Genomic DNA, 26,092 nt, shown 5'->3' on the forward strand with positions numbered 1-26,092 from the left:
GGCTCGGAACTGCCGAAACAATCCATACTTCTACGCCGGATGGAACAGTGTCAGATAGAGATAAGAGCTGAATGCGAGGGTGCAATGGCATTGCCTGCCAGACGCTGCACCAGAACGGGAAGAAATGCGTCTTCGTGCTGCCGCAGAAAGAAATGACCGCCCTCAAACCAGTCCACAGAGAAATCCGCCGCACTCTCGGATCGCCACGCGTCCAGTTTGGATGGACGAATCTCATCGGCGCGCCCACCAAAAACATGTATCGGTATCGGTAGCGGAGGTAACTCCGTATACCGAAAGCTTGCGCAGATGCGATAATCCATGCCGAGCAAACTGAGCGTCATGGAGAGCAGTTCTGGATTCTCGAATACTTCTTCCGGTGTTCCTTTCTGCTTGCGAAGGTCTGCAATGAGGGCGGCATCGCTATCCTTGTCGGCATACCGTTTCGCATCCTGCCGGGAGGGCGCTGCACAAGCTGATAACAGCAAGGCGATGGGCAGCGGACGCTTTCTCGTTTGCATGTAGTGCGCAATCCGATAAGCCAGCAGCGCCCCCATGCTGTGCCCGAAAAGTGCATACCGCTGCGGCGGGTACATTTCAAACTCATCGCACAAGCGTGCAGCGAGTGCATCGAAAGACCTCTCGGGTGCTTCATTCAAACGTCCGCCGCGGCCAGGTAATTCGATTGGCTGGATCTGGACCCATGAGGGTAGCCTCCTCCGCCACCTGAGATACATAGCGGCACTGGCGCCGGCACAAGGCAGGCTGAAAAGCGTTAGCGGGGCAGGCATCAGCGCATTTCAACCGCGGCTTGTTCTTCCATGAAGCGCCGCAAGCTAAGTGGACGCATATCGGTCCAGACTTTTTCAACATATTCCAGACAGCTTTTCTTGCTCCCCAGGACTCCGGTATCGCTCCATCCGCCAGGGATGGCTTTCCAATCAGGCCAGATTGAGTACTGCTCTTCGTGATTGATTAAAACGCGAAACATCCCATCTTCGCGGTCAAGGCAACTGGTCATGGCTTTTTTCCTAGGTTTGGTTCAGATTCACACAAAATCGAAATGCGTCTTAGTCTTATTTAGCTAGACGATTCAGCACGCCGGGAATTCAAGAAAATTGATTGGTGCTTACCTGAAGCTTCTGAAATTCGGCACCCGAAGCACGCCCAGCACCGGGCGCCGCCTGGCGAAGGGAATTTTCAACGATCGAATCCGCTTCCCGAGTCGGTTGTTCAGGTTTTTTCAGCAGGGGTTACACAGGTCAACCCATGCGCCTTGAAATGACGCGGGAAAAAGACCGCGGTCAGGTGCAGGGGGTTGCCGAAAATGATGCGAATTACAGTGCGATCATTCATTCGAAGGCGGGGTGGATGATGGAACGAAGACCGCAAGCAACCAGATGCGCGAGGCTTCTTCATAGGCGGCTCTATGAGAGGAATCCTGGTTCAGCCATGCGATCAGTTCTTTGAGGTCGGCGGAATTTGACGACCCATGCTCTCGTATTACCCACTCCACCGCTGTTTTCCAGACTATATCTTCTCGTTGCACGCCGGCCACACATCCATGTGAAATTGGTTCGACTTATCCCAATCATGAATCCATCGATTTTCGTGTTTAGCCCGTTAGGGCTTGAAAATCAGTATAGTGGATATGTCGCGCCTCAAGGATAAATATGCGAATCATGCAGACTGAAAGACCGCGCGGCAGTGATCCATTGCTTCATGGATCAAGGTATTTACCAGAGAAGTGGAGATGTGCAACTCGGCCGCAATCACGCGATGGGTCTGCCCTTCCAGGCGATAGAGTTCAAAGACGCGCCTCGTCCGTTCAGGAAGTTCGGAGATCGCCTTTGCAATGAGTGTCAGATGCTGGCGGCTGATTGCAATAGCCTCCGGTGTTCCGGTCAAGGATGGGACGTGTAGCCCGCCATCCTCGTTTTCGAAGAGATTCATTTCCAGCGCGGCTCGCCGATGATGATCAATAGCCAGGTTACGAACCATCTGAAACAGATACGCCAACGGTTGCTTGATATTGAAAGCCGCTGCCGCCTCCGAGACTTTCAGGTAAGCATCCTGTACCACATCCTCGGCTCGCTCCGGGTTACCCAGAATCTTCAGGGCGGCCCAGCGTAACTGAGACCTATGAGCCATGAACACCTCGCTTAAATCAACCTGTTCCTCAACCATCATCTACGCATCCCCCACAAAAGCAGATAATAACAATAACGAGAATTATTCTTATTATCATATAACAATTTTTGTTTTACAATATGGATAAATTTACGGGAGGTAAGTTGTAGCCGAGGAATTTTTGACGAGATCTCCATGAATTTGGTAGTTGTACAGAATTTGTTACAGCCCAGCGGTCTGGTTCGCCCATCTTTTTTACATGCGTTTATTCATGAAGCCGGGCGGGAACCCCGGCACACCCAGGAAGCGCGCACTACAGCCTATCTCGCGCTACAATCCGTCAATTCGCAGGATTGTGGACGGAAGCGTTTGCGGATAATAATGTTTACTAACCGGGAATATCGCTATCGTATCCCTCTCGAAATCCGCGTAGTGAAATGCCAAAGATAATTGCGATAAGCGTTATTTCGCTCTTCCTGCTTGGCATCGGGGGCTGCAAAACGGCGCCGCAGCGGCACGCCGGGGATGTGGGAGCTGCAATACCGGACCAGTGGCGTGCAAGTAGCGAATCGCCTCAACCGGCACCCGGGAACTGGGTCGAAACATTTGATGATCCCGGCTTGAGCGCGCTTGTGAGTAGCGCGCTGGCGGAGAACTATGAACTGAAGGCGGCCGCAGCACGGGTAAAGGCTGCAGTGGCCCAGGCCCGAATTGAGGGGGCGGCGCGATGGCCTCAACTTTTGCTGGTACCTGGTTACCAGCAGGCTCAGATTCGTGATGCGGGATTCGGATCGGCACGCTTCAGCGTTTTCGAGGCCATATTCAGCCTGAGTTGGGAACTGGATGTCTGGGGACGAATAAATGACTTGAAGACAGCGGCAATAAGAGAGGCGGATGCGACGGCAGCCGATTTTCATGGCGCCCGTTTGTCTCTTGCCGCCCGGGTGGCGCAGGGCTATTTCGAGCTGGCTGAAGCCAGGCTGCAGGCGGCTGTGGCTGAGCAATCGGTGAAGGATCGCGGTGTAATAGTCGACTTGGTACGGGGACGTTTTGCGCGGGGTTTGACAAAAGCGCTCGATGTGCGTCTCGCGCTCACCGATCTTGCCACTGCGGAAGCCGAACTCACCCAGTCACGCAACCGGATTCAGATAATTACGCGTGGGCTTGAGGTTCTGCTAGGGCGCTATCCGACCGGAGCCCTGCCGGAAACATACAAACTGCCAGAGCCTCCTCCCAGTATGCCCGCTGGGCTGCCTTCAGAACTGTTGGAAAGACGGCCCGATCTTGTCGCGGCATTTGATCGCCTGCGGTCGGCCGACTCACGTCTGCAAGGTACAAGGAAATTATTGCTGCCCCGGGTTGCGCTGACTGCTGCTGGAGGAATGCGCAGCACCGCGTTGACCGACCTGGTCGACCCCCGGGCACTGGCCTGGAATGTGATTATTGGCTTGGCCCAGCCAGTGTTCACCGGAGGGCGAATCCAGGGTGAGATTCAGCTTAATAAAGCTCAAGCCGAGCAAGCGCTTAATCTATACAAGGATGCCGCACTTAACGCATTCAGGGAGGTGGAGCAGGTACTTGCCGCGGATGAGTGGTTGCGGGAAGAGGAAAAGGCTTTGCGAAAAGCCGTTGAGCAAACGGAAGCCAGCCGCAAGCTGGCAGTCTATTCCTACCAACTGGGATATATCGAAATCCTTACATTGCTGGACAGTTATCGTAGCACCTTGATTGCACAGAGTGCTCATCTATCCGTCAAGCGGCAACTTCTCAGCAATCGAATCAATCTTTTTCTGGCGTTGGGAGGCGGCATTTGAAAATCTGGGAATCAGGCGTGCTAGAAAATTTAACAAGCAAGGGCATGCTCAAAATCATTCTCCCCGTTCTCGTGATGCTGGCAGGCATCAGCATTTCATGGGCAATTGTCGTTCATCGCCCGCAAGCAAAATCCGAGTTACCAGAGAGTAAAACGCCGCTGGTGCAGGTAATCAGCGTCGAGCCCCGGACACTTAAGCTCAACATCCAGTCACAGGGCGTTGTTGTGCCGCGCACCGAAATCGACCTGGTGCCCGAAGTCGCGGGCCAGATCATCCGGCTCCACCCCAGCCTTGTGGCCGGGGGGTTTTTTGAAGCCGGCGAGATACTGATCACGGTGGATCCCCGCGATTATGATTATGCAATAGCGGAGGCGCTCGCCCGGATCGCAGAAGCCGAACGGCAAGTCGCAATGGAAGAAGCCCAGGCGGAGCAGGCGCGCAACGAATGGAAGGTTCTTGGCGAAGGACAACCCACACCGCTGACCTTGCGCGAACCGCAATTGGCAGAAGCGTACGCAAAATTGAAAGCTGCACAAGCCGATCTCATCAAAGCGCGATTGCAGCGTAGCCGGTGCGAGTGGCGTGCACCGTTTTCCGGAAGAGTGCGGAACAAGCATATCGGTCTCGGGCAATACGTTCAGCCCGGCGAAAAACTCGCGCGTATTTATGCCATTGATGTCGCCCAGGTGCGTCTGCCGCTGGCTACCGATCAGTTAGCCTATCTCGACCTCCTCCTGGACCACCGCAACAGTAAACCGGAAACAGGCCCGAAAGTCACCCTGAGCGCAGAGCTGGCGGGCGCCCTGCGGCGCTGGGAAGGCCGCATCGTCCGGGCCGAGGGAGCGCTGGATGAGGAAACCGGCCTGCTCCACGCCGTGGCCGAGATAAGAAATCCTTATGCAGAAGAAGCCGGCCAGCCGCCGCTCATGCCGGGATTATTCGTTAAGGCGGAAATCGAAGGACGAGAACAATCCGATGTATTTGAACTACCTCCGGGCGCTGTCAATGGGGCGCGGGAGGCATTGTGGATCGATGCGGAAGACCGGTTGCGTATTCGCCGCCTCGACATCCTGCGCAGTGAGCCGGATCGTGTCCTGGTAAAAAGTGGCCTCAACAAGGGAGACCGTTTGGTAATTGCCGGAATCGACATACCGATCGAAGGCATGAAAGTGAAGATCCAGGCTGCAAGGCCAGAGCAAAAATTCGAAAAGGCGGCCAAATCCGACGCGGGCGGGACACCATGAGGCACTCGCCTTTCCTGCTTTTTTCGCCCCGTTTGCCTGGCGGGCATTTCTTCAAGTGAAGAAAACAACCTCCACCTCGCCTTCATCCGGACTAATTGCATGGTTTGCCCGCAATCCGGTTGCCGCTAATCTGCTGATGTGGCTGATATTGCTTGGTGGAGCCGGGAGCATGGTGCTGATGGACAAGGAAGTATTTCCTCGTTTTATGCCCCATCAGGTCGAGGTCAAGGCAACTTATCCCGGGGCGGGGCCGCTGGAAATCGAGGAGTCGGTTTGCATCCGGATCGAGGAGGCAATCTACGATTTACCCGGTGTAAAGCGACTGAATTCGGAAATTATCGAGGGGGAATGCACCATCAAGCTGGCGGTATTGCCAAGTTACAATAAGGATCAGGTCATGATCGCAGTGCGCGGGCGCGTACAAGCCGTACAGCGCCTGCCAAAGGGCCTGGAAAAAATAGACGTACAGCCCTCAACCCGCATTGGTGACGATGGCGTGATCTGGGTTGCGTTACATGGCCCTACCGATCAACTTACGCTCAAGCGCCTCAGCGATCAAATTCAGGGTGAATTATCGAAAATTACCGGTGTCACCCGTGCGCACAATTATTATGATCTGCCTTACGAGCTCGCTATCGAGGTCTCGTCGGAACGGCTGCGCCAATACGGTATATCGCTGAATGAGGTTACCGAGACAGTACGGCGCGCCTCGATAGATTTGCCTGGCGGAGTAGTGAAGAATCCGATGGGGGAACTATTGCTTCGCGTTAAAGGCAAGGCTCAGGATAACGTTTCAGCGGGAAACCTGGTAGTTCGCACCAATGCCGATGGCAGCCGGATACTGCTTCGCGATGTGGCAGTCGTGAAGGACGGACTGGAAGAGCGCCTGTCGGAATGGCACCATAACGGGGAAACGGCGCAAGGCTGGGAAATTCATGCCGAAAGAGATACCGTTGAAGTGGCGAGGCGGGTCAAGGCTTATGTAGCAGAAAAGAAGGGGGAACTGCCAGGGGGGGTGGAATTGACCACCTGGTGGGACGACTCCCAGGCATATGAAGAACGCATCGGAACGTTGCTTGAGGATGGGCTGACCGGCTTCGTACTGGTTTGCCTCATACTGACTCTATTCCTCCATCTCAAGGTGGCCATCTGGGCCGGCATCGGGATTCTTACCTCGATATTCGGCGCCTTCTGGCTGATGCCTGCGCTGGATGTGTCCCTTAACATGCTGTCGCTATTCGGCTTCCTGCTGGCAATGGGAATTCTGGTGGATGATGCCATAATCATCGGAGAATCCATTTATGCCAAACAGGAAGCGGTCGATGCCGCCGGCTTGCGGGAATCCGGCAGGGGCACGCATTTCATGGCTGGAACCCTGAGGAATCTGGCATATCTTGAGGCCGCCATTTCCGGTGCCCGCGAGGTCGCGCTGCCGGTTGTCCTGGCTGTAATGATCGCCCTTGTCGCCTTCCTGCCCGGCTTGTTTCTGCCCGGCTGGGCCGGCCAGATGATGAGGCCAATCTGTCTGGTGATGATTCTGACCCTGGTGTTTTCCCTCGTTGAGGCACTCCTGATCTTGCCCGCTCATCTGGCGGTACCCTCAGAACCTGCCTCATCCCCTACTACGCTAATGCGGTTGCGCAAGACTCTCAATCACGGTTTGCAGAATTTTATTCACCGGGTCTATGAGCCGTTACTCGAAAAAGCCCTCTCCTGGCGTTATCTCACTATTGCCGCTTTTGCCACCCTGCTGATGCTGGCTGCCGCGCTGGTAGCCGGAGGTCATGTCCGGCTTTCATTGCAGGCGGACGTGACAAAAGGCAGCTTCTGGGTCTATCTGAAATTACCCCAGGATACGTCGTACAGCGAAACTCGCAGAATCGCGGAAAAAGTGGAACGGTCCTTGCTGGAAATCCGGGAGGAAATAGATAGAGAAGCCAGAGTTCAGGACCCGGACATTCAACAAAGCGTGATCGTCGGTATAGAAACGATAATCACGGAACACACCGCCGGTTTCTGGACCGAATTGTCGCCGGCAGGACGGCGGCATATCGTCGTCGAGGATTTCATCAGGGAGTGGCGCAAGCGTATCGGCGACATTGGCCGTGCCAAGATTGATTTCCTCTACAAGGAAGGCGATCTTCCCTACGACATTGAATTCGATCTGGGCCATTCTGATTCAGCAGTCTTGAGCTCGGCCGTAGCACAGCTCAAACAAAAGCTGGCAGGCTACCCGGGCGTATATGATGTAGTGGATTCCGCCGAACCCGGAAAGCCGGAAGTTCGCCTCCGCGCGAAGCCTGAAGCCGAACGCCTCGGTGTGCGCCTGGAAGACCTCGCCGAACAAATGCGGCATGCTTATTACGGCGACGAGGTGCACCGGTTTCAAAGAGGGCGAAATGAAGTCAAGGTGATGGTACGGCTGCCTCGAAGCGAAAGACAGTCTCTGGATGATCTTCAGAGCCTACCGATTCGCCTGCCGAATGGGGGGCACGCCCCTTTAGGGACCCTCGCCGAAATCGATCTGATGCCGGGACAGGCAAAACTCCTCCGCCAGAGCCGGCAGCGAATCCTCAAAATTCAGGCGCAGGTCGACCCAGGGATAACGGATGTCAACGCGATTTATGCCGCGCTGGCAGCGGAAGAAATCCCCCGGATAAAACGGCAGTTTCCCGGACTGGATGTCAACATCGGTGAAGAACGCCAGGAGCAGGAGGACGCTGCCCGGGCACTCGTATTGTTTACGGGCGCGGCTTTGATAGTAATCTATGCTTTGATTGCGATTCCATTTCGTTCCTACGTCAAGCCGCTGATCTTCCTGCTGGGTGCGCCCGTTGCCTGGAGCGGCGCAGTGTGGGCGCACTGGCTGATCGGCTTGCCGCTGTCCATGGAATCCCTGGTCGGCATGATTGCCGCTAGCGGTGTAGTAGTGAATGATAGTCTTGTGCTGCTGGATTATGTACAGAAACGCGGAAACACGGGTCAACCGGTGGCAACACTCATCCTCGAAGCTTGTACCGCTCGTTTTCGGCCCATCCTGCTGGCTTTCCTCACCAACTTTGTCGGATTTCTCCCCATTCTGCTGGAAACCAGTGAGCAAGCCCAGTTTTTGGTCCCGATGACTCTCTCCCTAACCGTTGGTCTGTTGGTTGGCATGACCGCCAGCCTGATACTGACGCCGGTCTGCTATGCGATTGTAGAGAAATCCGGGTTGTCCCCATCCAGCTTGCCCTTTCGCTCGACGCCGTCTTTATAAAGAGAATGGCAGGGCTTATACTATTCACCGCCCCACGTGCCATTTTGATTGCCTGGTTTGACCAGATTCTTGTTGCCAGTCCAATGTTCCACACTAATGATCCGGAGTATTCAGAAGCCAGAGCGTGAGTTACGTACTCATCACGCGGAATCAGGTATGGAATCCATCTTAAAACAGTCGCGGCGTATCGTTATCAAGGTTGGCAGCAGCCTCGTCACCAACCAGGGACAGGGGCTGGATCATGCCGCGCTCGCACGCTGGGCGGAGCAAATCGCCAGGCTCAAGCAAATGGGCAAGGATGTCGTGCTGGTCTCGTCCGGCGCGATAGCTGAAGGCATGCAGCGCCTGAATTGGAAAAAACGCCCACATGCGCTGCACGAGTTGCAGGCTGCTGCTGCCGTCGGGCAAATGGGGCTGGTACAGGCCTATGAAAGCTGTTTTCGCAGCCACGAAATGCATGCCGCACAGGTCCTGCTCACCCATGAAGATTTATCCGACCGCAAAAGGTATCTTAACGCGCGCTCAACCCTGATTACCCTGCTAAGTCTGAATGTGATCCCGGTCATCAACGAAAATGACACGGTGGCGACGGATGAAATCCGTTTTGGGGATAACGATACCCTCGCCGCACTGGTAACAAACCTGATAGAAGCCGATGTGCTGGTGATTCTTACCGATCAGGGCGGGTTGTTCACCGCAGACCCGCGCAAGGATGTGCAAGCCAGACTGGTGGAGGAAGCCAGGGCGGGTGATCCTGCGATCGAAGCCATGGCGGGAGGCGCCGGAAGCGACATCGGGCGTGGTGGCATGCTGACCAAGGTAACGGCGGCAAAACGCGCGGCACGCAGCGGCGCGCACACCGTGATCGCGTCGGGGCATGAAGTCGACGTACTGATTCGCCTCGCCCGGGGAGAAGCCATTGGAACTCAACTGCTGGCGGAAACCATGACGCTGGCTGCGCGCAAACAATGGCTTGCCGATCATCTGCAAATTCGCGGAAATGTCACGCTGGATGAAGGCGCGGTGAAGGCGCTCGCGACCGGCGGCAAAAGTCTCTTGTCGATAGGTGTGACAAATGTCAGCGGTAATTTCGGACGCGGTGAGGTCGTGGGCTGCCTTGACCCCCATGGAAACGAAATCGCCCGTGGACTCGCTAACTATAATGCCGCGGAAACCCGGCGGATTCTGCGGCGGGCGAGTAACGAAATAGAAACTATCCTGGGTTATGTCGGTGAGCCCGAATTCATCCATCGAGACAACCTGGTTCTGCTGTAGAGAACTGACCTAGAATGTCATAGTGTTCAATATCACCTGAGGAATAACGAATGAAGCCGCTTACTACAATTAACGATAATTTTTCGACAAGCCCACAGATAAGCGCCAAGGATTTAACCGATATCAAAGCTGGCGGCTTCAAAAGCGTCATTTGCAATCGCCCGGATGACGAGGACGGCGGCGCTCATCCGGCTCACAATCTCCTCGAGTCCGAGGCAAAAGAACTGGGCCTCCAATTCGCCTACCTGCCGATCGTACCGGGACAAATAAATGAAACGCACGTCGAGCAGTTCAAAACGCTGATCAGCGAATTGCCCGGCCCCATCCTGGGGTATTGCCGACTGGGAATTCGTTCTAAAATGCTCTATGAGCGCGCGATGATGTTCGATGCCTGACCCGTCCTCGAATCCAGCAAAGGCTCCTGTGATATTTCGTCAATTGTTCGACCTTTTATCCAGCACCTAAGCTATCTGCTCGGCTGTGAGGAAACAAGGCAAGCCTTGTTGATCGATCGTTATCAGGTCGGTGGAACGTGATCTTGCCGAGGTACGACGGCTGGGACTGACAACAATCTATAGCGTTTAAACGCATAATCCACGCGGATCATATAGCTGCCGCGCTCGAACTGAAAAAGCGGACAGGCAGCAAAATTGCCGGGCAATCTGAGGACTATTGCCTGCATATAATCGAAAGTCGGCAGGGGTAGCGGGCATGTTCCGTTCTTTGCTTGCCTAATACCGAATCGCTCTTGGGTGGATTCCGGCTTTCAACGCCTGGATAGCCTCATCCGCATCCCTTACCATGTGGAATCCGAGCGGGCAGAAAAAATATCTGTAGAGGGCGCGCTGGGCGTAATTCTGGGCAATATTTTCGAGATCAGCCCATTTAGACAGACTTGCACGCGCCCAGGTTTCGTCGCTACGGCCATAGGCATAAGTTCTTTTTTCCGCGGTCTGGCACCGTATCCCCTCGTAACTTACGTTCATCGCCCCCGCTGTTGACTTGACCACGAGGCTATAGCGTATCACACCGTCCTCTCCGACTGTAATGGAGGGGGCATCGACATAATGAAGATTCGTGCTGACCGGTCCGGGATCGAATTGCAGCAGGTTTTCCGGTTTGGGATAGGCGGGCAATTGCGCCTGCAGTTCAACCCACGGCCTTTCGTGATCGAATTCATATTCAAATTTTTGCTGCTGGGCGTAAGCTGCAACCGGAACCGCAGCCGAAAGCGAGAACAGCAGTAATAGAAGTCTGTTCATTCCGCCGTCAGGTCCGCAGTCAAATCCTTGATCAACGAGTCGCGTACCGCAGGAACTATTTCTACGGCCGGAACTTCATAAGCCGGGTGATCGACGCCCATGCTCAGGGGGGCACCGCCCCGCAATGTTTTTATCATACCCGGCGCCAGTTCAAACCGCAAAAAATGGACAGAGGAGGTTTTTTCTTCGGTTTCCCGGTCCAGATCCTCATCGGCGACAGCATAAACCGGATCACAGCCATTCACTTTAACCCAGACCCGATCCTCCACGCCAATCAATTCGGCCAGCTTCACGGCGCGCTCGGCGGGGTCAGGATACTCGATCATCATGGTCGCCTTCCAGTTGGCGCCATCCGGAACGAGGGGGCCATACGCTTCCAATTCATCCTGTATGCCAGCTTCATCAAATATCTTTTCTATCCGCAGCATTTCCTGAATTTGGTACCTTATGGTCAATTCATCCTCGAAAATAAGCATCATATTCCCGCCCAGATGAACTTTGCGGTTTTTTTTGTGTGCCATGACCCGGGCGCGGAATTCCTGCCGAACTTTGGCATAGGCCTCCAGGGTTATCAGGCTGTCGCGGCTAATGTGAGGCATATTTTTATTGAGATGTGTGAAAGGTATAAGGCAAAGTACGGCTCTACCAGATGTTCAACTGACGGTTCATCAGATACTTCAGCCAGGTCTTTCAATCCAGCGCTCCCGGTCGAGTCCTAGTCAAGTCCATACGCAATGCGGATTAGCGTCAGCGGATGCTGTTTCAGCGCCCTGGTTTCCCCCATCCCTTGCTGAATATGACGAGCCGCAATGGCGCAATCCGAGCTGATGTAATCGGGGCCTGGCGCCGCCATTTGCCTGAATACCGGTTTGCCGATTTTCATGGAATCGGCAAAGTACTCGCTTTTTACACCCCAGGTGCCGTCATGGCCCGAGCAGCGCTCCACAACGCTTACCTTTGTATCGGGGACCAGTTGCAGCAAGTCCCTGGTCTTCTGTCCAATATTCTGCACGCGCAAATGGCAGGGGATGTGGTACGAAACCTTGCCCAGGGGCTTTTTGAAATCGGTCTTCAGCAGCCCGTCCCGGTTCCTTAACATGAGATACTCAAACGGATCGAACATTGCATCCGCTACCGCTTTCACGTCCTCATCCCGCGGAAACATGAGCGGCAATTCCTGCTTGTACATGAGCGTGCACGACGGCACCGGTGTGAGTATTGCATATCCCTCTTTCGCCAGCTTCGCCAACGGGGGAATATTCCTGCTTTTAAGTTCTTTTACCGCAGGCAGGTCGCCGAGCTCCAGCTTTGGCATGCCACAACAAGCCTCTTTTTCCACCAGGCATACCGGAATTTCATTATGGTCGAGTATTTTCAACAAATCGTGACCGATCCCGGGCTCGTTATAGTTGACATAACAGGTGGAGTAGATTGCAGCCTTGCCTGATGTTAGCGGGCCATCACGAGTTTCGTGTGACGAATTGATCCGGGCATTGGGACGGAAGTTGCGACTGTCATAATCCGGCAATTTCCGTTCAGCGTGAATACCGAGGATATTATCCATCAACTTGCGAGCAGCGGGCGCCTTGTTAACGGCATTTACCGTCTGTGCCACTACCGGAATGCTGGCAAGCTTGCCGACGGTATCGGTACTGGAAAGCAGCTTGTCGCGAAAACGGACCTCGCCCTTTTTATGTTTGACCGCCTTGGCGCGCAGCATCAGGTGTGGAAAATCCACGTTCCACGGATGCGGGGGCACGTAAGGGCATTTTGACATGAAGCACATGTCGCAAAGATAGCAACGGTCCGCCACCTCCCAGTATTTTGTCTTCTCCACCCCGTCCAGTTCGCCCGTGCTTCCCTCATCTATGAGATCAAACAGTCGCGGAAACGCAGTGCACAGGTTTACGCAACGGCGGCAACCATGGCAGATGTCGAAGACGCGCTCCATCTCGTTGAATAGCTTGGGCTCGTCATAAAAGTCAGGGTTTTCCCAGTCGATTGGATGACGCTTTGGCGGCTCCAGGCTGCCTTCTTGGGCCATGGTTATATGATAAATAGGATGGGAAAATAAAACAGGCGGAAGTTTGGGAGTAATAAGTAGTCGGAGTAGTAGAGCCGGCCGGGTCGAATCAAGGCATTCAACCCGCCCTTTATTCCGGTTTACACTTACTCGGTCAGGTTATCCAGCACTTTCTGAAAACGGTTCGCGTGGGAACGCTCAGCCTTGCCCAGCGTCTCGAACCAGTCCGCGATTTCATCGAAACCCTCCTCCCGGGCAGACTTTGCCATGCCGGGATACATATCGGTATATTCATGCGTCTCGCCAGCGATGGCTGTTTGCAGATTGGCTCGAGATGAGCCGAAAGGCATGCCCGTAGCAGGATCGCCGCAGGTTTCCAGATATTCCAGATGACCGTGGGCATGTCCGGTTTCCCCTTCAGCGGTAGTGCGGAATATGTTTGCCACATCGTCCTGGCCTTCAACAGCCGCTTTGTTCGCGAAATAAAGATAGCGGCGGTTGGCTTGGGATTCTCCGGCAAACGCAGCTTTCAGATTTTCTTCGGTTTTCGATCCTTTAAGTTCCATGTATTTCCTCCTGTTAATTCAAGTTGCCAATAGTCAAGCTGATCAGGCTTTCGCGGGACTGCCCGCCCCGGATACACCGAATCGTGTGAGACCAGACTGCCTGACGTCAGCAGCTGAGCCATATGAGACTATCGAAGGAGACTTTACTTGTCAACCGAGCGGTTCACTTGTCTTAAAATACACGAGCTTATTATCGATAACATATTTTAATGATAATAAAGACTGGCTAAATAAACAGATGCAAAAAGCCAGTGGCCATGCGGAAATAAAAAACAGGTTATCAAGGGCAAATCAGGGAAGCGCTGACTAGATAGCAGATAGCGGCCTGATAATCCTCCCTTTGGACGATATCAAAATCGTGGCTCATCTATGCCACAATGGAATTTTTAAGAAGAACAACTCACCGAGGCAAAAACCGGGGCAACGCTTGATCCTCTGCCTTTTGGAATTCCCACAAAGAAAAATGCGTCTGCAACTCGTCGAGCACCTTCCCTTTAAAGTAATGATGGCTTCAGCGATCTTTGCGTTCTCAAGCCTTATTGCCGCTCCTCTTTCAGCCGCAGGTCCTGACGAGGAGATAATACAAGCAAAAGCAGTTCGCATTGTTGACGGGGACTCGATCACCGTCGTTATAAATCAGGAACTGGTAAGGGTACGTCTGGCTGGAATAGACGCCCCGGAAGGAGATCAACCCTTTGCCATTGATTCCAGGCAATCCCTCCATGACTTATGCTTCTGGGTAGAAACAGAACTCAGCTCAATAAGCAAGGATTACTATGGGCGCATGTTGGCAAGGGTTAATTGTAATGGAGTGGAAGTTAACGCGGAGCAGGTGCGGCGAGGAATGGCATGGGTAGCAGACCAACCGGTGGAGGATAGGGAACTTCTTCAGCTTCAGGAAGAAGCACGCGCTGCAAGGCGAGGATTGTGGTCATATGAATCTCCCATACCACCCTGGAAATGGCATTCACGGGGGTAGCATCGGCAGCGGAGTTGGACTGGCACTTCAACAAAATAATAGAAACAATACTGGAAATCAATCCGCGGAAGCATCCGTCATCCTCTACTCAGGTAACCAGATTCTGCGGCTTGCCGGCCACCCAGGCTTCGATATTATCAATCAACTGATCGACGAGGAATTGCATGGCCTCGGCTGCAGCCCAGGCAACATGCGGCGTCAGGATGAAATTGGGGCGGTGGAGATCGAGCAAGGGATTGCCGTTCGTGGGCGGCTCGGTAGTGAGCACATCGAAACCGGCGCCGGCGATCAGATTTTCGTCCAGCGCGCGAACCAGCGCCGACTCATTGACCAATCCGCCACGAGCGGTATTTATCAGCAGGGCGCTGCGCTTCATCCTGCGCAGTTCATTGATGCCTATCATGTCCCGTGTGGCCGGCGTCAAGGGACAATGCAGCGAGAGTATATCGGACTCGGCGAGCACCTGATCGAATGGCGTGAGCACCACGTCTTTCTTCTTGGATGATGCGTGGTAAGCAAATAGAACGCGCATGCCAAACCCGCGTGCAATCGCAGCGGTGCCCCGTCCGATAGCGCCTTCGCCGACGATACCCATGGTGGCGCCGAACAGTTCGCTGATACTATGAGTGAACAAGCAGAATTGCTCCGATTTCTGCCATGCCCCCTGTTCGATTTCCTGCCGGTATGCAAGCAAATTCCGGCGCAACGCGAGCACCATCGCGAACACGTGCTCCGGCACGGTATGAATCGCATAGTTGCGGATATTCGCCACCGCGACACCGCGCTTGCGGCACGCGGCAATGTCGATTCTGTCATACCCCGTTGCGGCGATTGCAACCATTTTCAGCTTGGGCAATTGCGCGAGCGTTTCCTCGCTCAATCCCACCTTGTTGATGATGGCCACCGTCGCGTTCTGCAGATGCGGCACGACCTGATCATCATTCGTGCGGGCATGCTCTTCATAGGTATGCTCGAACCCAGGCCGGCGCACCTTTACCTTCAATGAATCCCGTTCCAGAAAAACTACATGATGCATATCCACTTGCCCTTATCCAGTCCATTGCATGCTAATGCTACAACCGACCCAATGACAGCACAATGCCGGAACTGTTCATGTTACGCCCGATTCATCCTGGACGAAAACAAACCGGCTGAAACGATCATCGCGCCACCTATCCATTCCCTCTTTGTCATTGCCTCATCGGCGAGAAAATAAGCCCCGATTGCCGCGGCAACCAATTCGGCAAGCATGATCACGCTAGCCTGGTTTGCGGGCGTATGGGTAAGGCCATATTGCATGATCACGCTCAGGGCAAGTACAATCAGCCCTACCCCCAGCAGGAGCAGATACATTTTGCCGGAGATATCGCTCAAAACCGGCACGGGGGACAGAAACAGGCTGTAAGTCAATGCTATGAGCCCCACTCCCAGCCACACTGCCAACGACTTCAATTGAACGTTATGGTGCTGGTCTTTGCGGCTCAGCACATTCGACAGCGCAAACGTAAAGCCGGCCGAAAGTCCCATCCAGTCTGCATAGGAGGAATACAGGGAGCCGCTGTTTTCGGGTTGCCATAACATGATTATCGCACCGGCCAGCGAAAAAGTGATGACCAGATACCCGTGCAGGCTTAGTATCTCGTTCAGCAGGACGCGTGCGAACACTATGGTCCATAAGGGCGCGAGATAGAACAGCAACAAGACCCGCATGATTTCACCGTGGATCACGCCAAGCACATAGGCAAGATTCGTCCAGCCCGCGAACAGCCCGATCCAGAACAGCAAATGTGGCTTGCCGCCAAATAGGTGCGGCCTTCGCAAATGATTCCGGAATACGGCCGAGCCCAGCAGTAAGGCGATTATATAAGTAATCGCGGTTGCGACTGGCCCGCTTATCCCGGCTTGTTCGAGTAATCGATAGGGGTACCACAGCAGACCCCAGATAATGGCGCCGGCGAGCAGGGCCGTTACCGGTAGAGCATTTCGCCTGTTTTGCTTATTTTGACTGGTTAGCAAGACGGCCGGCCTTTATAATCCTGCTTCGATCAATGACGCAATACGGGAATACCGGTTTCAGCACGCCTTCCCAGCCTTTAAATTGAATCCCAATCTCGACCGTCTACAGCCCTACCCCTTCCAGAAGCTCAACAAGCTGTTCGAGGGAATCGAACCGGAGCCGGCCTTCTCTCCCATCAAGCTCCATATTGGCGAGCCGAAACATGCAACGCCTGATTTCATCCGCCTGGCTCTGGCGGACAACCTCGGCGGAATGGCGCTTTATCCGACAACTCTTGGGGCGGCATCGCTACGCGCCAGCATCGGGGCCTGGCTGAAACGGCGCTATTGCCTTCCGTCAATTGATCCCGATAAGGAGATTCTCCCCGTTAACGGCAGCCGCGAAGCATTGTTCTCTTTTGCCCAGGCAGTGATTGATGCATCACGTCCAGGAGCAATTGTAGTTTGTCCGAATCCGTTTTATCAGATATATGAAGGCGCGGCTTTGCTTGCTGGCGCCACTCCTTGTTTCCTGAATACGCTGCCGGAAAATAATTTTGCACTCGACTATGGGCAGTTGCCGGACGACACATGGGTTCGCACCCAGCTTGTTTACGTCTGTTCACCCGGCAATCCTACCGGCAGGGTAATGTCGATGGATGAGTGGCGCCAGCTATTCGAACTTTCCGACCGTTACGGATTTATCATTGCCTCGGACGAGTGCTATGCCGAAATCTATTTTGACGAAAACGCGCCTCCTCTCGGCGCCCTCGAAGCAGCCCATCGCCTGGGCCGCCACGGCTTTCCCCGGCTTGTGGTGTTCAGCAGCCTCTCCAAAAGGTCCAATGTGCCCGGCATGCGTTCCGGGTTTGTTGCAGGCAACGCCTCCATATTGGAAAAATTCCTGCTCTATCGCACTTACCATGGCAGCGCCATGAACCCGGCAGTGCAAGCCGCAAGCGAGGCGGCGTGGAATGACGAGACTCATGTTATCGAGAATCGCCGCCTCTACCGGGGGAAATTCACCGCAGCAACTGAATTGTTTAAGGGAAGCGTGCCCATATCCATGCCGGATGCCGCTTTTTACCTGTGGCTAAACACGCCGGTGAACGATGTCGAGTTCGCCCGTAAGCTCTATCGCGACTATAATGTAACAGTTTTACCCGGCAGTTATCTGGCACGGCATGCGCATGGGATCAACCCGGGCGAGAATTTTGTTCGGATCGCACTGGTGGCCTCGCTCATGGAATGCGCCGCCGCTGCCGAGCGGATAAACATACTGGTATCCCGCCTATAGGACGCCAGTAGGCAGCCAGTAATCAAATTAACAGAATACCCAAAGGAAAAATCATGGATCAGCTCCAAAGCACCATTGAAGAAGCATTTGAACGTCGTGCAGAGATTACACCTCGTAATGTGGAGGCCAAACTCAAGGAGTCCGTCACGCAGGTACTGGAGATGCTGGATAGTGGAAAACTGCGAGTGGCGGAAAAAATCAACGGCGACTGGCGCACGCATCAATGGATCAAGAAAGCCGTGCTGCTTTCTTTTCGCATGGAAGACAACAGCTTCATCAAAGGGGGTTTTTCCAACTATTTCGATAAGGTGCCCTCAAAATTTGCCGATTACAGTTCGAAGGATTTCCGTAATGGCGGCTTCCGTGTCGTGCCCCCCGCAGCGGTACGAAAGGGGTCCTTCATTGCCGGCAATGTCGTGCTGATGCCCTCCTATGTCAATATTGGCGCCTACGTTGATGAGGGCGCAATGGTGGACACCTGGGCTACGGTAGGTTCCTGTGCCCAGATCGGCAAAAATGTACATCTTTCGGGTGGGGTGGGCATAGGCGGCGTGCTGGAGCCCGTGCAAGCAAATCCGACTATTATCGAGGACAACTGTTTCATCGGTGCGCGCTCGGAAATTGTCGAAGGAGTGATTGTAGGGGAGAACGCGGTAATTTCAATGGGTGTATATATTGGCCAGAGTACCAAGATTTATCATCGCGAAACGGGCGAAATAAGCTACGGCCGCGTCCCGCCCGGATCGGTAGTGGTGTCGGGAAACCTCCCCTCCGCCGATGGGAAATACAGCCTGTATTGCGCGGTAATTGTAAAACAGGTGGACGCAAAAACGCGTGCGAAAACCGGTATCAATGAACTGCTGCGCGGAATTTAGTCTGACGAGTTGTCATTTCACCCGGGGTATTCGCTCCACCGGAACGCATATTATTGTCTAGCGGGAAGATTTCGTCCTTCCGGGCTTGACCCGGAATTCAGCCGAAACCAGCATCGCGTGCTTTGCACGATTGAATACCGGTTTCGGTCGGCATGACCTTTTTATTGTTGCTCGCCAAATTAATAGTCAATAGGGTGAGTAATATTCTTATTCCCGCTCATCCGGAACCGGTAGTTTTTTTCTCAGGAATATATCCATGCACAATGACACCCTCGCTCTTGCACAAGCTCTTATCGCCCGCCGTTCGCTGACCCCCTTCGATGAAGGCTGCCAGGAAATCCTGATTGACCGCCTTGAAAAAATCGGCTTCAAAATCGAGAGAATACGCTGCGGCGAAGTTGATAATCTATGGGCACGGCGCGGAACAGACGGTCCCCTGCTGTGTTTCGCTGGCCATACTGACGTGGTACCCACCGGACCACTGGAAAAATGGGAAAGCGATCCGTTCGAGCCCGTCGTTCGAAATGACAGGCTTTACGGCCGGGGTGCGGCTGACATGAAAGGATCGATTGCGGCGTTCATCACGGGAATTGAAGCCTTTGTAGCAGAGCATCCCAACCACGGAGGCTCTATCGCCTTGCTTATTACTTCAGATGAGGAAGGAGTGGCGATAGACGGTACCGTGCGGGTAGTGGAGGTTCTGAAAGCGCGTAATGAAATGATCGATTATTGTATCGTCGGCGAACCAACGTGCGTGGACAAGCTTGGCGATACGATCAAGAACGGCAGGCGCGGCTCCTTATCAGGCAAATTGACGGTGAAAGGCATACAGGGCCATATTGCGTACCCCCATCTGGCAAAGAATCCGATACATCTCGCAGCCCCCGCCATTACCGAACTGGCGCAAACCAAATGGGACGAGGGCAATGAATACTTTCCAGCCACCACTTGGCAGATTTCCAATATTGCGGGGGGTACCGGCGCAACCAATGTTATTCCCGGTGAAGTTGCCATGTTATTCAATTTTCGCTTCTCGACCGCCAGCACCGTCGAGTCGCTGCAAGCCAGGGTACATGAAATTCTGGATCGGCATAAGCTGGATTACAGCCTGCTGTGGGAAAACTCCGGCAAGCCCTATCTCACGCCCAGGGGGGATCTGGTTGACGCGATAGCCCGCGCGATCACAACTGTGACAGGAATCGAGCCGCAGCTTTCCACCTCCGGTGGAACCTCCGACGGACGTTTCATCGCCGACATCTGTCCCCAAGTGGTGGAAATGGGTCCTCGCAACGCTACCATCCACAAGCTCAACGAATACGTGGAAGTAGAAGACCTGGGACAGCTTCCGCAAATTTACCGGTTGACACTAAACAATTTACTACTGAGATGATTTCATGGATTGGAGCCAGCTGGGGCGGGCGAACCCGATACGCTTGAAATCTCGGTCATCAGCCCGATCTGTAGTACCAGCGATCTGGATTTGAACTGATACGAATCATCCTCGCTTGCCCTGCGCAAGCGAAACCGAAAGTCGTGGTTCAACTTATGTATGCCGAAGCCAAAACCCAACTCCAAACCCTCCGCGATCTGCTTCGCTTCGCCGTAAGCCGCTTTAACGATGCCGGGCTTTTTTTTGGCCATGGCTCCGCCTCAGCTTATGATGAAGCGGTTTATCTCATTCTTCATACCTTGCATCTTCCGCTCGACCAGCTTGACCCGTTTCTCGATGCCCGCCTCACGACAGCCGAACGAGAGCAGGTATTGAACATTATCGAACGTCGAACGGTTGAAAAACTCCCTGCCGCCTACCTCACCAAAGAAGCCTGGCTGGGAGATTTCAATTTTTACGTAGACGAACGCGTTATCATCCCGCGCTCATTCATTGCCGAACTACTGCGAGACCAGCTCACGCCCTGGATAGAAGAACCTGACGATATCCATTCCGCGCTTGATCTTTGCACCGGCTCCGGATGCCTTGCCATATTACTTGCCCATGCCTTCCCAAATGCGGCCATAGATGCCGCTGATATCTCAACTGAGGCGCTTTCGGTCGCGCAAAAAAATGTAAGGAATTACAACCTTGAGGACAGGATCAACATCATTCAATCCAATCTGTTCGCCGGGTTGTCAGGCCAACGCTACGATCTCGTTATCAGCAACCCGCCATACGTCAGCGCAGCCTCCATGGCGGGCCTGCCAGGGGAGTATCGGCACGAACCGCATAATGCTCTGGCGAGCGGCGAAGATGGGCTGGAGGCAACGCGGGTAATACTGGAAAATGCCGCGAAATACCTGAATGACCGGGGATTGCTGATCGTGGAGATAGGCCATAATCGAGAGACTCTGGAACGCGCCTTCCCTCATACGCCTTTCACCTGGATTGAAACCAGTGCTGGCGACGAGTTTGTTTTCCTGCTGAAACGCAATCAGCTTCCGCGATGACAGTCGCGAGAATTTACGTGGAACCGATTCACGAATAAACGAACAATATACTTCGTCAAATGGGTATATCGAAGCACGCGTAAGTAAAACAACGGTTAGCCCGCCGCAGCTCTCTTTCAGAGGGACTCCAGGAGATGTTTCAAGGTGATGCCCGCCTGTAGAGGGGAACTTTGGTCACCAAAAAAGTGTCTTCACATATAGATAGCAAATAATTCACAAATAATTCACAAGTTGTCGCGCTTTACCATTTGTACTCAACCACGACAAAGGAGGCGATTATGAAAATTGGAAGGCTTCTCGCCATTTCATATTTCCTTGGCATGGTGGCGTCCACGATAGCTTTGATTGTTGTCTTTAACTCCTGATTCGAGGGGTATTGAGCGGGGTGGATCGGTAGTTTGTAGAGCCGGTCCACTTTCAGCAACCCCGGGAAACTTTTCGTCCATCGGAACAACTACACATAGCAGCGATTTTCGTGCGCTTGAACTACCTGCTGATTCTGGCTTAACTGCAATACATGCTTAAGTAACCAGCGCCAGAAGACGTTTTATCTCGGTTTCGTCCAGTTCCATCCACTTCCCGCGTTTCAAACGTGGCGGCAGATTTATCGGGCCAAAACGTACGCGCATCAACCGGCTTACTGTCATCCCTGCCGCTTCGAACATACGGCGCACTTCGCGATTCCTGCCTTCCTTCAATATAACCCGATACCAGTGGTTGGAGCCCTCGCCGCCTTCATCCGACAAATAATCGAATTTTGCCGGGCCGTCTTCCAGTTCCACGCCTGTAGTCAACCGTTCCGCTACTTCCGGGCTTAGGCGTCCCATAATCCGTACCGCATATTCGCGCTCCACTTCGAAACGCGGATGCATCAAGCGGTTAGCCAGGTCACCGTCAGTGGTAAAGATTAATAGTCCGCTGGTGTTGTAATCCAGCCGGCCGATTGCTATCCACTTGGACGATTGCAATTGCGGCAATTTATCAAACACCGAAGGACGGTCTTGCGGATCATCGCGACTGACTATTTCCCCTTCCGGCTTGTGATAGAGCATGACCCGCGGCAGACGTCCACCAGACCTGAAATGAATCACGCGCTTTCCTACACGTACTACATCTTCGGGCCCGACCCGGTCGCCTATGTTCGCGATCTTTCCATTGATAGTTGCCTTTCCAGCAACTATCAATTCTTCCATCTCACGCCTCGAGCCCAACCCTGCCTGCGCCAGTACCTTGTGCAACTTCTGAGTGATAGCCGGGGCAACGGCAGAGTCTGCGCTGGCGCCTGCGAGCGCTGGCTTTTTTTTCGTTATCGCTTCCGGCGACCGGGCCAATTTCGGCCGTATTGGAGATTTTGGCGGCTTGGACGGCTTGGAGTGCTTTGTTGGCTTCTGCGGCCTGGTTTTCATTACGAAATTTCTCTTCGCTCAAACACCGCCTGCGCCAGCGTACCGCTGTCCACGTGTTCCAGTTCCCCGCCCACGGGCAATCCACGCGCTATACGGGTAATTTTCAACCCCTTATTACTTAGCAGCTCGCTGATATAATGTGCAGTTGCTTCTCCTTCCACAGTGAAATTGGTTGCAAGCACGACCTCTCGTATCACACCGTCCTGCGCGCGCTTCACCAACCTGTCCAAATGAATTTCCCTGGGACCAATGCCATCCAAAGGCGAAAGTCTGCCCATTAGTACAAAATACATGCCCTGGTAGCAGTGAGCCTGCTCCATCATCAGCAAATCCGCAGGCATCTCTACGACACATAACAACGCTGCATCCCGCCGTTGAGAACGGCATAACTCACATATCATGTCTTCGGTGAAGTTGTTGCACTTCTCACAATGCCTGATATGCCCCAGCGCATAAGCAAGCGAACTGGCGAGGCGCTCTGCACCAGCATGATCGCGCTGCAACAGGTGATAAGCCATACGTTGCGCTGACCTGGGACCCACGCCAGGCAGACAGCGCAAAGCGTCTATCAGGTCATCGAGACTTGTTGGGGTTTTCACTAAGCATAGGAAGAGAAAGCACTGAAACGTGAATGATCATGCTGTTTCAGGAACGGACGTTGCGGATACCGACCGCGACCAGGACTATTCTTCGAGATAAAACTAAAACGGCAATTTCATCCCTGGCGGCAAGCCCAACCCGGAGGTAAAACCCGCCATTTTTTCCTGAGTGGTGGATTCGACTCGTCGCACTGCGTCATTTACGGCTGCTGCAATGAGGTCTTCCAGCATATCCTTATCGTCGCCGATGAGGCTGCTGTCTATGCTGACGCGCTTCACGTCATAACGGCAGGTCATCACTACCTTGACCATGCCCGCGCCGGATTGGCCCTCGACTTCTATCGAAGCCAATTTCTCCTGCATATTTTTCATGTTCTCCTGCATTTGCTGAGCCTGTTTCATCAGATTGCCCAAGCCACCTTTCATCATTTTCTTCCTCCGCTATTGAATGGGTTTGATCGAAGAAACGATCAGTTTTGCATCGAAATGCTCCACCATATCCCGGACAAACGGGTCTGATTCGATGGCAGCGATTGCTTGCGACTGCTTCTCCTGCTTCTCACGATTCACCAGCTCCGCAGCAGTGATGCCCGTGATAACCCCCACGGAGAACTTCAGCCGGACCGGCGTGCCCAGGTGTTCCCTTAATGCAGCTTGCATTCTCCCCTGATAGGCTTTATCCAGCAGGTGCTTATGCACCTCTGGCACACAAAATTCGATTTCGTTCGGTGAGACATTCTTCACTTCGCAGTGCTGGGCCAGCATTTTCGTCATGCCGCTCAACTTCAGCTGATTTACCATCGACACCCAGCCGCTACTGAATGAGTTAATGTCAAAGTCGGGCTGTGCAGCTGGTGGGGGTTCCGGAAAAGGTGACGGAGAATACTTTACTTCTGTATCAGCGTCTGGCTTCTTGTCCACTCCCGGTTCTTTACAGGAATTGCTGCGCACTATGGGGGCTGCTGTTTTTTCCACTGGCATTGCTGCGCCTTTTCCTTCCGCTGCTATCTCCTCGGGCACGAAAGCCAGCATACGCATCAGCGTCATCGTGAAACCGGCGTATTCATCCGGAGCTCGACTCAGGTCATCTCGCCCATGAATGGCAATCTGATAAAACAATTGAATATCTTCCGCGAGGAATGTTCCTGCCAATTCAAGGAGCCGCGCCCTGTCCGGGGTATCCTCGCCAATGGCGGCGGGCACGATTTGCGCCAGAGCAAGGCGATGCAACAACGTCGCCAAATCCTGTAGCGCCATATCAAACGACAGACCCCGGGTTTCCATCGCATTGGCTATCGCCAGCATCCGCGCACCGTCTTTCAGTGCCAGGGCACTCAACAGATCATAAAGGTAACTCTGATCAATGGCGCCGAGCATGCCCCGCACTCCTGCTTCTTCAATCTTTCCTCCACCGAAGGCAATTGCCTGATCCAGAATGCTCAGGGCATCGCGCATGCTTCCCTGCGCGGAATGGGCCAACAATTGCAGTGATGCAGCATCGCACCCGATATGCTCCTTTTCCAGCACGTGCTTGAGGTGCGAGGCGATCAGCGGTGGCGGAATCTGCTTCAAATTGAATTGCAGGCAGCGAGACAGAACCGTTACCGGAATCTTCTGAGGATCGGTAGTAGCCAGTATGAATTTGACGTGTTCCGGCGGCTCTTCCAGCGTTTTCAGCATCGCATTGAAAGCCGATTTGGAGAGCATGTGTACTTCATCAATAATGTAAACCTTGTAACGCGCTACCGTGGGCGCATAAAGCGCGTTTTCCAGCAATTCGCGCATCTTTTCAACCTGCGTATTGGAAGCAGCATCCATCTCGATCAAATCGACGAAACGCCCCCCATCAATTTCCATGCAGGCGGAACATATGCCGCAGGGCGTGGCCGTGATACCCGTCTGACAATTGAGAGCCTTGGCTAATATGCGGGCAATCGTCGTTTTGCCGATACCGCGCGTGCCGGTAAAGAGGTAAGCATGATGCAAGCGCTTTTGCTCAAGTGCATTGGCAAGCGCCTTAACCACGTGATCCTGTCCGGTCAGCTCTGAAAAGCTCCTAGGGCGCCATTTGCGTGCAAGAACCTGGGTCTGGGACACGATATCGGAAGAGAATTAGGCTAAAGTTGAAGGCCGGCAAGAACGCAAGATGTTCTACTTACAACGTTGAGGTGGAACAGAACCGGCTTGATACCGGTTCCGTACAGTCGTCCACCTGTGCAAACAAAAAGGGTGGCGAGCCTGATCCCCGGCACTTGCAGAAAATAGCTGTGGCTGCTTCCTTCCGGACCTGACCAGGTTGGCTACTATGCAATGCGGGGAGGCCCGCCATAAGTTAAAAGTTGATTGTTCAGGAGGCAAAACAACTGGGGGAAACCCCCGAAACTGCATATGGGTCATTATAACATGCATGCCGCAGACAGCATCCGGCTTTGCAAGAGCAATCTGCTAAATATCTGTTCCAATTCTCTTGCTCACCGCCGGTAATTACTCGTCCTCCTCAAGGCCGTCAGGGAAGCGCGGGAACGCCTTCGACCCCGACTTGTACCCCACTGAGCGCCACCAGCATTACGCGGACACATTTTTGCCATCCGCCTTTTATGAGGCGCAACACCGTTTCTTAAAAGTTATCGGAGAAGCGTATTGTCAGGTAGTAATAGTTTCCGTGAAGGAGGGGAAATATAAACAATACGGGTTATTCGACCTAACCGGTTCCGCTACCTGCCAAGGCAGGGAGCGGAACCGTAACAGTTACGATCCAGACTTAGACGACGTCATCCAGAATCGCCCTGCTTTGGTTGTTCCACTGCACGTCCAGCAGATTGGAGAATCGGGCAATGATCTGCACCGCGACACCGCCAGCAAACAGGGCAGCCCATGCCAATACCACGAAGCCCCAATGCAATGGCGCGCTGAAGAGTTCTTCCATGAACCA

General features: G+C 53.7%; 26 protein-coding genes and 1 other RNA gene. 10 read left to right on the forward strand and 17 right to left on the reverse strand.

Annotated features, from left to right (window positions below):
* Positions 1 to 50 precede the first annotated feature (50 nt).
* From BMZ14_RS13475 to BMZ14_RS13490, 4 genes are all read right to left on the reverse strand, one after another.
* Positions 51 to 788, reverse strand: coding sequence for a thioesterase II family protein (locus tag BMZ14_RS13475; RefSeq protein ID WP_074798472.1), 738 nt, complete (start codon positions 786 to 788; stop codon positions 51 to 53).
* Complete coding sequence (locus tag BMZ14_RS13480) at positions 788 to 1,018, reverse strand: MbtH family protein (protein ID WP_074798474.1); 231 nt, start codon at positions 1,016 to 1,018, stop codon at positions 788 to 790. The genes BMZ14_RS13475 and BMZ14_RS13480 overlap by 1 nt, the downstream gene beginning before the upstream one ends.
* A 327-nt stretch (positions 1,019 to 1,345) precedes the next feature.
* Entirely contained in the window at positions 1,346 to 1,546 is a 201-nt protein-coding gene (locus tag BMZ14_RS13485) for a FecR/PupR family sigma factor regulator (protein WP_074798525.1), read from the reverse strand.
* 131 nt (positions 1,547 to 1,677) lie between these two features.
* A complete protein-coding gene (locus tag BMZ14_RS13490; RefSeq protein ID WP_083396801.1) occupies positions 1,678 to 2,187 on the reverse strand; it encodes an RNA polymerase factor sigma-70 in 510 nt (169 codons plus the stop codon).
* A gap of 377 nt (positions 2,188 to 2,564) precedes the next feature.
* Here BMZ14_RS13490 and BMZ14_RS13495 point away from each other — a divergent pair, with 377 nt between their 5' ends.
* The 5 genes from BMZ14_RS13495 (at position 2,565) to BMZ14_RS13515 (ending at position 10,111) form a co-directional block, all read left to right on the forward strand.
* A complete protein-coding gene (locus BMZ14_RS13495; protein ID WP_074798476.1) occupies positions 2,565 to 3,941 on the forward strand; it encodes an efflux transporter outer membrane subunit in 1,377 nt (458 codons plus the stop codon).
* Positions 3,942 to 3,985: 44 nt separating this feature from the next.
* Positions 3,986 to 5,185: an efflux RND transporter periplasmic adaptor subunit gene (locus BMZ14_RS13500; RefSeq protein WP_074798527.1), complete on the forward strand. Its 1,200-nt coding sequence runs from the start codon at positions 3,986 to 3,988 to the stop codon at positions 5,183 to 5,185.
* 55 nt (positions 5,186 to 5,240) lie between these two features.
* Positions 5,241 to 8,441, forward strand: coding sequence for an efflux RND transporter permease subunit (locus BMZ14_RS13505; protein WP_074798478.1), 3,201 nt, complete (start codon positions 5,241 to 5,243; stop codon positions 8,439 to 8,441).
* A gap of 156 nt (positions 8,442 to 8,597) precedes the next feature.
* Positions 8,598 to 9,716, forward strand: coding sequence for a glutamate 5-kinase (gene proB, locus BMZ14_RS13510; RefSeq protein ID WP_074798480.1), 1,119 nt, complete (start codon positions 8,598 to 8,600; stop codon positions 9,714 to 9,716).
* Between the two features lie 50 nt (positions 9,717 to 9,766).
* Entirely contained in the window at positions 9,767 to 10,111 is a 345-nt protein-coding gene (locus BMZ14_RS13515; protein WP_074798482.1) for a protein tyrosine phosphatase family protein, read from the forward strand.
* A gap of 336 nt (positions 10,112 to 10,447) precedes the next feature.
* Here the strand turns inward: BMZ14_RS13515 and BMZ14_RS13520 are convergent, their stop codons facing one another.
* The 4 genes from BMZ14_RS13520 to BMZ14_RS13535 form a co-directional block, all read right to left on the reverse strand.
* Positions 10,448 to 10,978, reverse strand: coding sequence for a CNP1-like family protein (locus BMZ14_RS13520; protein WP_074798484.1), 531 nt, complete (start codon positions 10,976 to 10,978; stop codon positions 10,448 to 10,450).
* Positions 10,975 to 11,577: a DUF3501 family protein gene (locus BMZ14_RS13525; RefSeq protein ID WP_074798486.1), complete on the reverse strand. Its 603-nt coding sequence runs from the start codon at positions 11,575 to 11,577 to the stop codon at positions 10,975 to 10,977. The genes BMZ14_RS13520 and BMZ14_RS13525 overlap by 4 nt, the downstream gene beginning before the upstream one ends.
* A gap of 116 nt (positions 11,578 to 11,693) precedes the next feature.
* Positions 11,694 to 13,022: a heterodisulfide reductase-related iron-sulfur binding cluster gene (locus BMZ14_RS13530; protein ID WP_074798488.1), complete on the reverse strand. Its 1,329-nt coding sequence runs from the start codon at positions 13,020 to 13,022 to the stop codon at positions 11,694 to 11,696.
* A gap of 125 nt (positions 13,023 to 13,147) precedes the next feature.
* Entirely contained in the window at positions 13,148 to 13,567 is a 420-nt protein-coding gene (locus BMZ14_RS13535) for a rubrerythrin family protein (protein WP_074798490.1), read from the reverse strand.
* A gap of 463 nt (positions 13,568 to 14,030) precedes the next feature.
* On the opposite strand from BMZ14_RS13535, the gene BMZ14_RS13540 reads away from it, so the two are divergent.
* Positions 14,031 to 14,546: a thermonuclease family protein gene (locus tag BMZ14_RS13540; protein WP_256208644.1), complete on the forward strand. Its 516-nt coding sequence runs from the start codon at positions 14,031 to 14,033 to the stop codon at positions 14,544 to 14,546.
* 88 nt (positions 14,547 to 14,634) lie between these two features.
* Here BMZ14_RS13540 and BMZ14_RS13545 read toward each other — a convergent pair whose 3' ends face one another.
* Together BMZ14_RS13545 and BMZ14_RS13550 are read right to left on the reverse strand one after the other, a co-directional pair.
* Positions 14,635 to 15,582, reverse strand: a complete 948-nt coding sequence (locus BMZ14_RS13545; RefSeq protein WP_074798492.1) for a D-2-hydroxyacid dehydrogenase — start codon at positions 15,580 to 15,582, stop codon at positions 14,635 to 14,637.
* Between the two features lie 80 nt (positions 15,583 to 15,662).
* Positions 15,663 to 16,562: a DMT family transporter gene (locus BMZ14_RS13550; RefSeq protein ID WP_074798494.1), complete on the reverse strand. Its 900-nt coding sequence runs from the start codon at positions 16,560 to 16,562 to the stop codon at positions 15,663 to 15,665.
* A gap of 82 nt (positions 16,563 to 16,644) precedes the next feature.
* On the opposite strand from BMZ14_RS13550, the gene dapC reads away from it, so the two are divergent.
* The 3 genes from dapC (at position 16,645) to dapE (ending at position 20,103) form a co-directional block, all read left to right on the forward strand.
* Positions 16,645 to 17,838: a succinyldiaminopimelate transaminase gene (dapC, locus tag BMZ14_RS13555; protein WP_074798495.1), complete on the forward strand. Its 1,194-nt coding sequence runs from the start codon at positions 16,645 to 16,647 to the stop codon at positions 17,836 to 17,838.
* 53 nt (positions 17,839 to 17,891) lie between these two features.
* A complete protein-coding gene (dapD, locus tag BMZ14_RS13560) occupies positions 17,892 to 18,713 on the forward strand; it encodes a 2,3,4,5-tetrahydropyridine-2,6-dicarboxylate N-succinyltransferase (protein ID WP_074798497.1) in 822 nt (273 codons plus the stop codon).
* Positions 18,714 to 18,969: 256 nt separating this feature from the next.
* Positions 18,970 to 20,103: a succinyl-diaminopimelate desuccinylase gene (dapE, locus tag BMZ14_RS13565; protein WP_074798499.1), complete on the forward strand. Its 1,134-nt coding sequence runs from the start codon at positions 18,970 to 18,972 to the stop codon at positions 20,101 to 20,103.
* Between the two features lie 2 nt (positions 20,104 to 20,105).
* Here dapE and BMZ14_RS15200 read toward each other — a convergent pair whose 3' ends face one another.
* Positions 20,106 to 20,354: a hypothetical protein gene (locus BMZ14_RS15200; protein WP_177186990.1), complete on the reverse strand. Its 249-nt coding sequence runs from the start codon at positions 20,352 to 20,354 to the stop codon at positions 20,106 to 20,108.
* Here BMZ14_RS15200 and prmB point away from each other — a divergent pair.
* Complete coding sequence (gene prmB, locus BMZ14_RS13570; protein ID WP_074798501.1) at positions 20,259 to 21,155, forward strand: 50S ribosomal protein L3 N(5)-glutamine methyltransferase; 897 nt, start codon at positions 20,259 to 20,261, stop codon at positions 21,153 to 21,155. The two genes, BMZ14_RS15200 and prmB, sit on opposite strands and share 96 nt — an antisense overlap.
* A 521-nt stretch (positions 21,156 to 21,676) precedes the next feature.
* Here prmB and rluB read toward each other — a convergent pair.
* From rluB to BMZ14_RS13605, 6 genes are all read right to left on the reverse strand, one after another.
* Positions 21,677 to 22,561: a 23S rRNA pseudouridine(2605) synthase RluB gene (gene rluB, locus BMZ14_RS13580; protein WP_083396802.1), complete on the reverse strand. Its 885-nt coding sequence runs from the start codon at positions 22,559 to 22,561 to the stop codon at positions 21,677 to 21,679.
* Positions 22,561 to 23,160, reverse strand: a complete 600-nt coding sequence (gene recR, locus BMZ14_RS13585; RefSeq protein WP_074798505.1) for a recombination mediator RecR — start codon at positions 23,158 to 23,160, stop codon at positions 22,561 to 22,563. Before recR ends, rluB begins: the two co-directional genes overlap by 1 nt.
* Positions 23,161 to 23,262: 102 nt before the next feature.
* Positions 23,263 to 23,586: a YbaB/EbfC family nucleoid-associated protein gene (locus BMZ14_RS13590; protein WP_177186991.1), complete on the reverse strand. Its 324-nt coding sequence runs from the start codon at positions 23,584 to 23,586 to the stop codon at positions 23,263 to 23,265.
* 15 nt (positions 23,587 to 23,601) lie between these two features.
* A complete protein-coding gene (gene dnaX / locus BMZ14_RS13595) occupies positions 23,602 to 25,257 on the reverse strand; it encodes a DNA polymerase III subunit gamma/tau (protein WP_074798509.1) in 1,656 nt (551 codons plus the stop codon).
* Between the two features lie 131 nt (positions 25,258 to 25,388).
* An RNA gene (ffs, locus tag BMZ14_RS13600) (signal recognition particle sRNA small type) lies at positions 25,389 to 25,487 on the reverse strand.
* Between the two features lie 434 nt (positions 25,488 to 25,921).
* A partial coding sequence (locus BMZ14_RS13605) for a methane monooxygenase/ammonia monooxygenase subunit C (RefSeq protein WP_218145043.1) occupies positions 25,922 to 26,092 on the reverse strand: 171 nt, incomplete at its 5' end.

The sequence above is a fragment of the Nitrosospira briensis genome (assembly GCF_900115125.1).
Lineage (GTDB): Bacteria > Pseudomonadota > Gammaproteobacteria > Burkholderiales > Nitrosomonadaceae > Nitrosospira > Nitrosospira briensis_A.

Bases quoted from the DNA above. Each gene is read 5' to 3' on its own strand.
- BMZ14_RS13500 (WP_074798527.1), top strand. From the start codon at position 3,986: ATGCTCAAAATCATTCTCCCCGTTCTCGTGATGCTGGCAGGCATCAGC.
- BMZ14_RS13490 (WP_083396801.1), bottom strand. From the start codon at position 2,187: ATGATGGTTGAGGAACAGGTTGATTTAAGCGAGGTGTTCATGGCTCAT.
- BMZ14_RS13495 (WP_074798476.1), top strand. From the start codon at position 2,565: ATGCCAAAGATAATTGCGATAAGCGTTATTTCGCTCTTCCTGCTTGGC.
- BMZ14_RS13480 (WP_074798474.1), bottom strand. From the start codon at position 1,018: ATGACCAGTTGCCTTGACCGCGAAGATGGGATGTTTCGCGTTTTAATC.
- BMZ14_RS15200 (WP_177186990.1), bottom strand. From the start codon at position 20,354: ATGGCCAAAAAAAAGCCCGGCATCGTTAAAGCGGCTTACGGCGAAGCG.
- BMZ14_RS13535 (WP_074798490.1), bottom strand. From the start codon at position 13,567: ATGGAACTTAAAGGATCGAAAACCGAAGAAAATCTGAAAGCTGCGTTT.
- BMZ14_RS13520 (WP_074798484.1), bottom strand. From the start codon at position 10,978: ATGAACAGACTTCTATTACTGCTGTTCTCGCTTTCGGCTGCGGTTCCG.
- BMZ14_RS13475 (WP_074798472.1), bottom strand. From the start codon at position 788: ATGCCTGCCCCGCTAACGCTTTTCAGCCTGCCTTGTGCCGGCGCCAGT.
- BMZ14_RS13525 (WP_074798486.1), bottom strand. From the start codon at position 11,577: ATGCCTCACATTAGCCGCGACAGCCTGATAACCCTGGAGGCCTATGCC.
- BMZ14_RS13530 (WP_074798488.1), bottom strand. From the start codon at position 13,022: ATGGCCCAAGAAGGCAGCCTGGAGCCGCCAAAGCGTCATCCAATCGAC.
- rluB (WP_083396802.1), bottom strand. From the start codon at position 22,561: ATGAAAACCAGGCCGCAGAAGCCAACAAAGCACTCCAAGCCGTCCAAG.
- dapE (WP_074798499.1), top strand. From the start codon at position 18,970: ATGCACAATGACACCCTCGCTCTTGCACAAGCTCTTATCGCCCGCCGT.
- BMZ14_RS13515 (WP_074798482.1), top strand. From the start codon at position 9,767: ATGAAGCCGCTTACTACAATTAACGATAATTTTTCGACAAGCCCACAG.
- proB (WP_074798480.1), top strand. From the start codon at position 8,598: ATGGAATCCATCTTAAAACAGTCGCGGCGTATCGTTATCAAGGTTGGC.
- BMZ14_RS13540 (WP_256208644.1), top strand. From the start codon at position 14,031: ATGCGTCTGCAACTCGTCGAGCACCTTCCCTTTAAAGTAATGATGGCT.
- prmB (WP_074798501.1), top strand. From the start codon at position 20,259: ATGTATGCCGAAGCCAAAACCCAACTCCAAACCCTCCGCGATCTGCTT.
- dapD (WP_074798497.1), top strand. From the start codon at position 17,892: ATGGATCAGCTCCAAAGCACCATTGAAGAAGCATTTGAACGTCGTGCA.
- BMZ14_RS13545 (WP_074798492.1), bottom strand. From the start codon at position 15,582: ATGCATCATGTAGTTTTTCTGGAACGGGATTCATTGAAGGTAAAGGTG.
- BMZ14_RS13590 (WP_177186991.1), bottom strand. From the start codon at position 23,586: ATGAAAGGTGGCTTGGGCAATCTGATGAAACAGGCTCAGCAAATGCAG.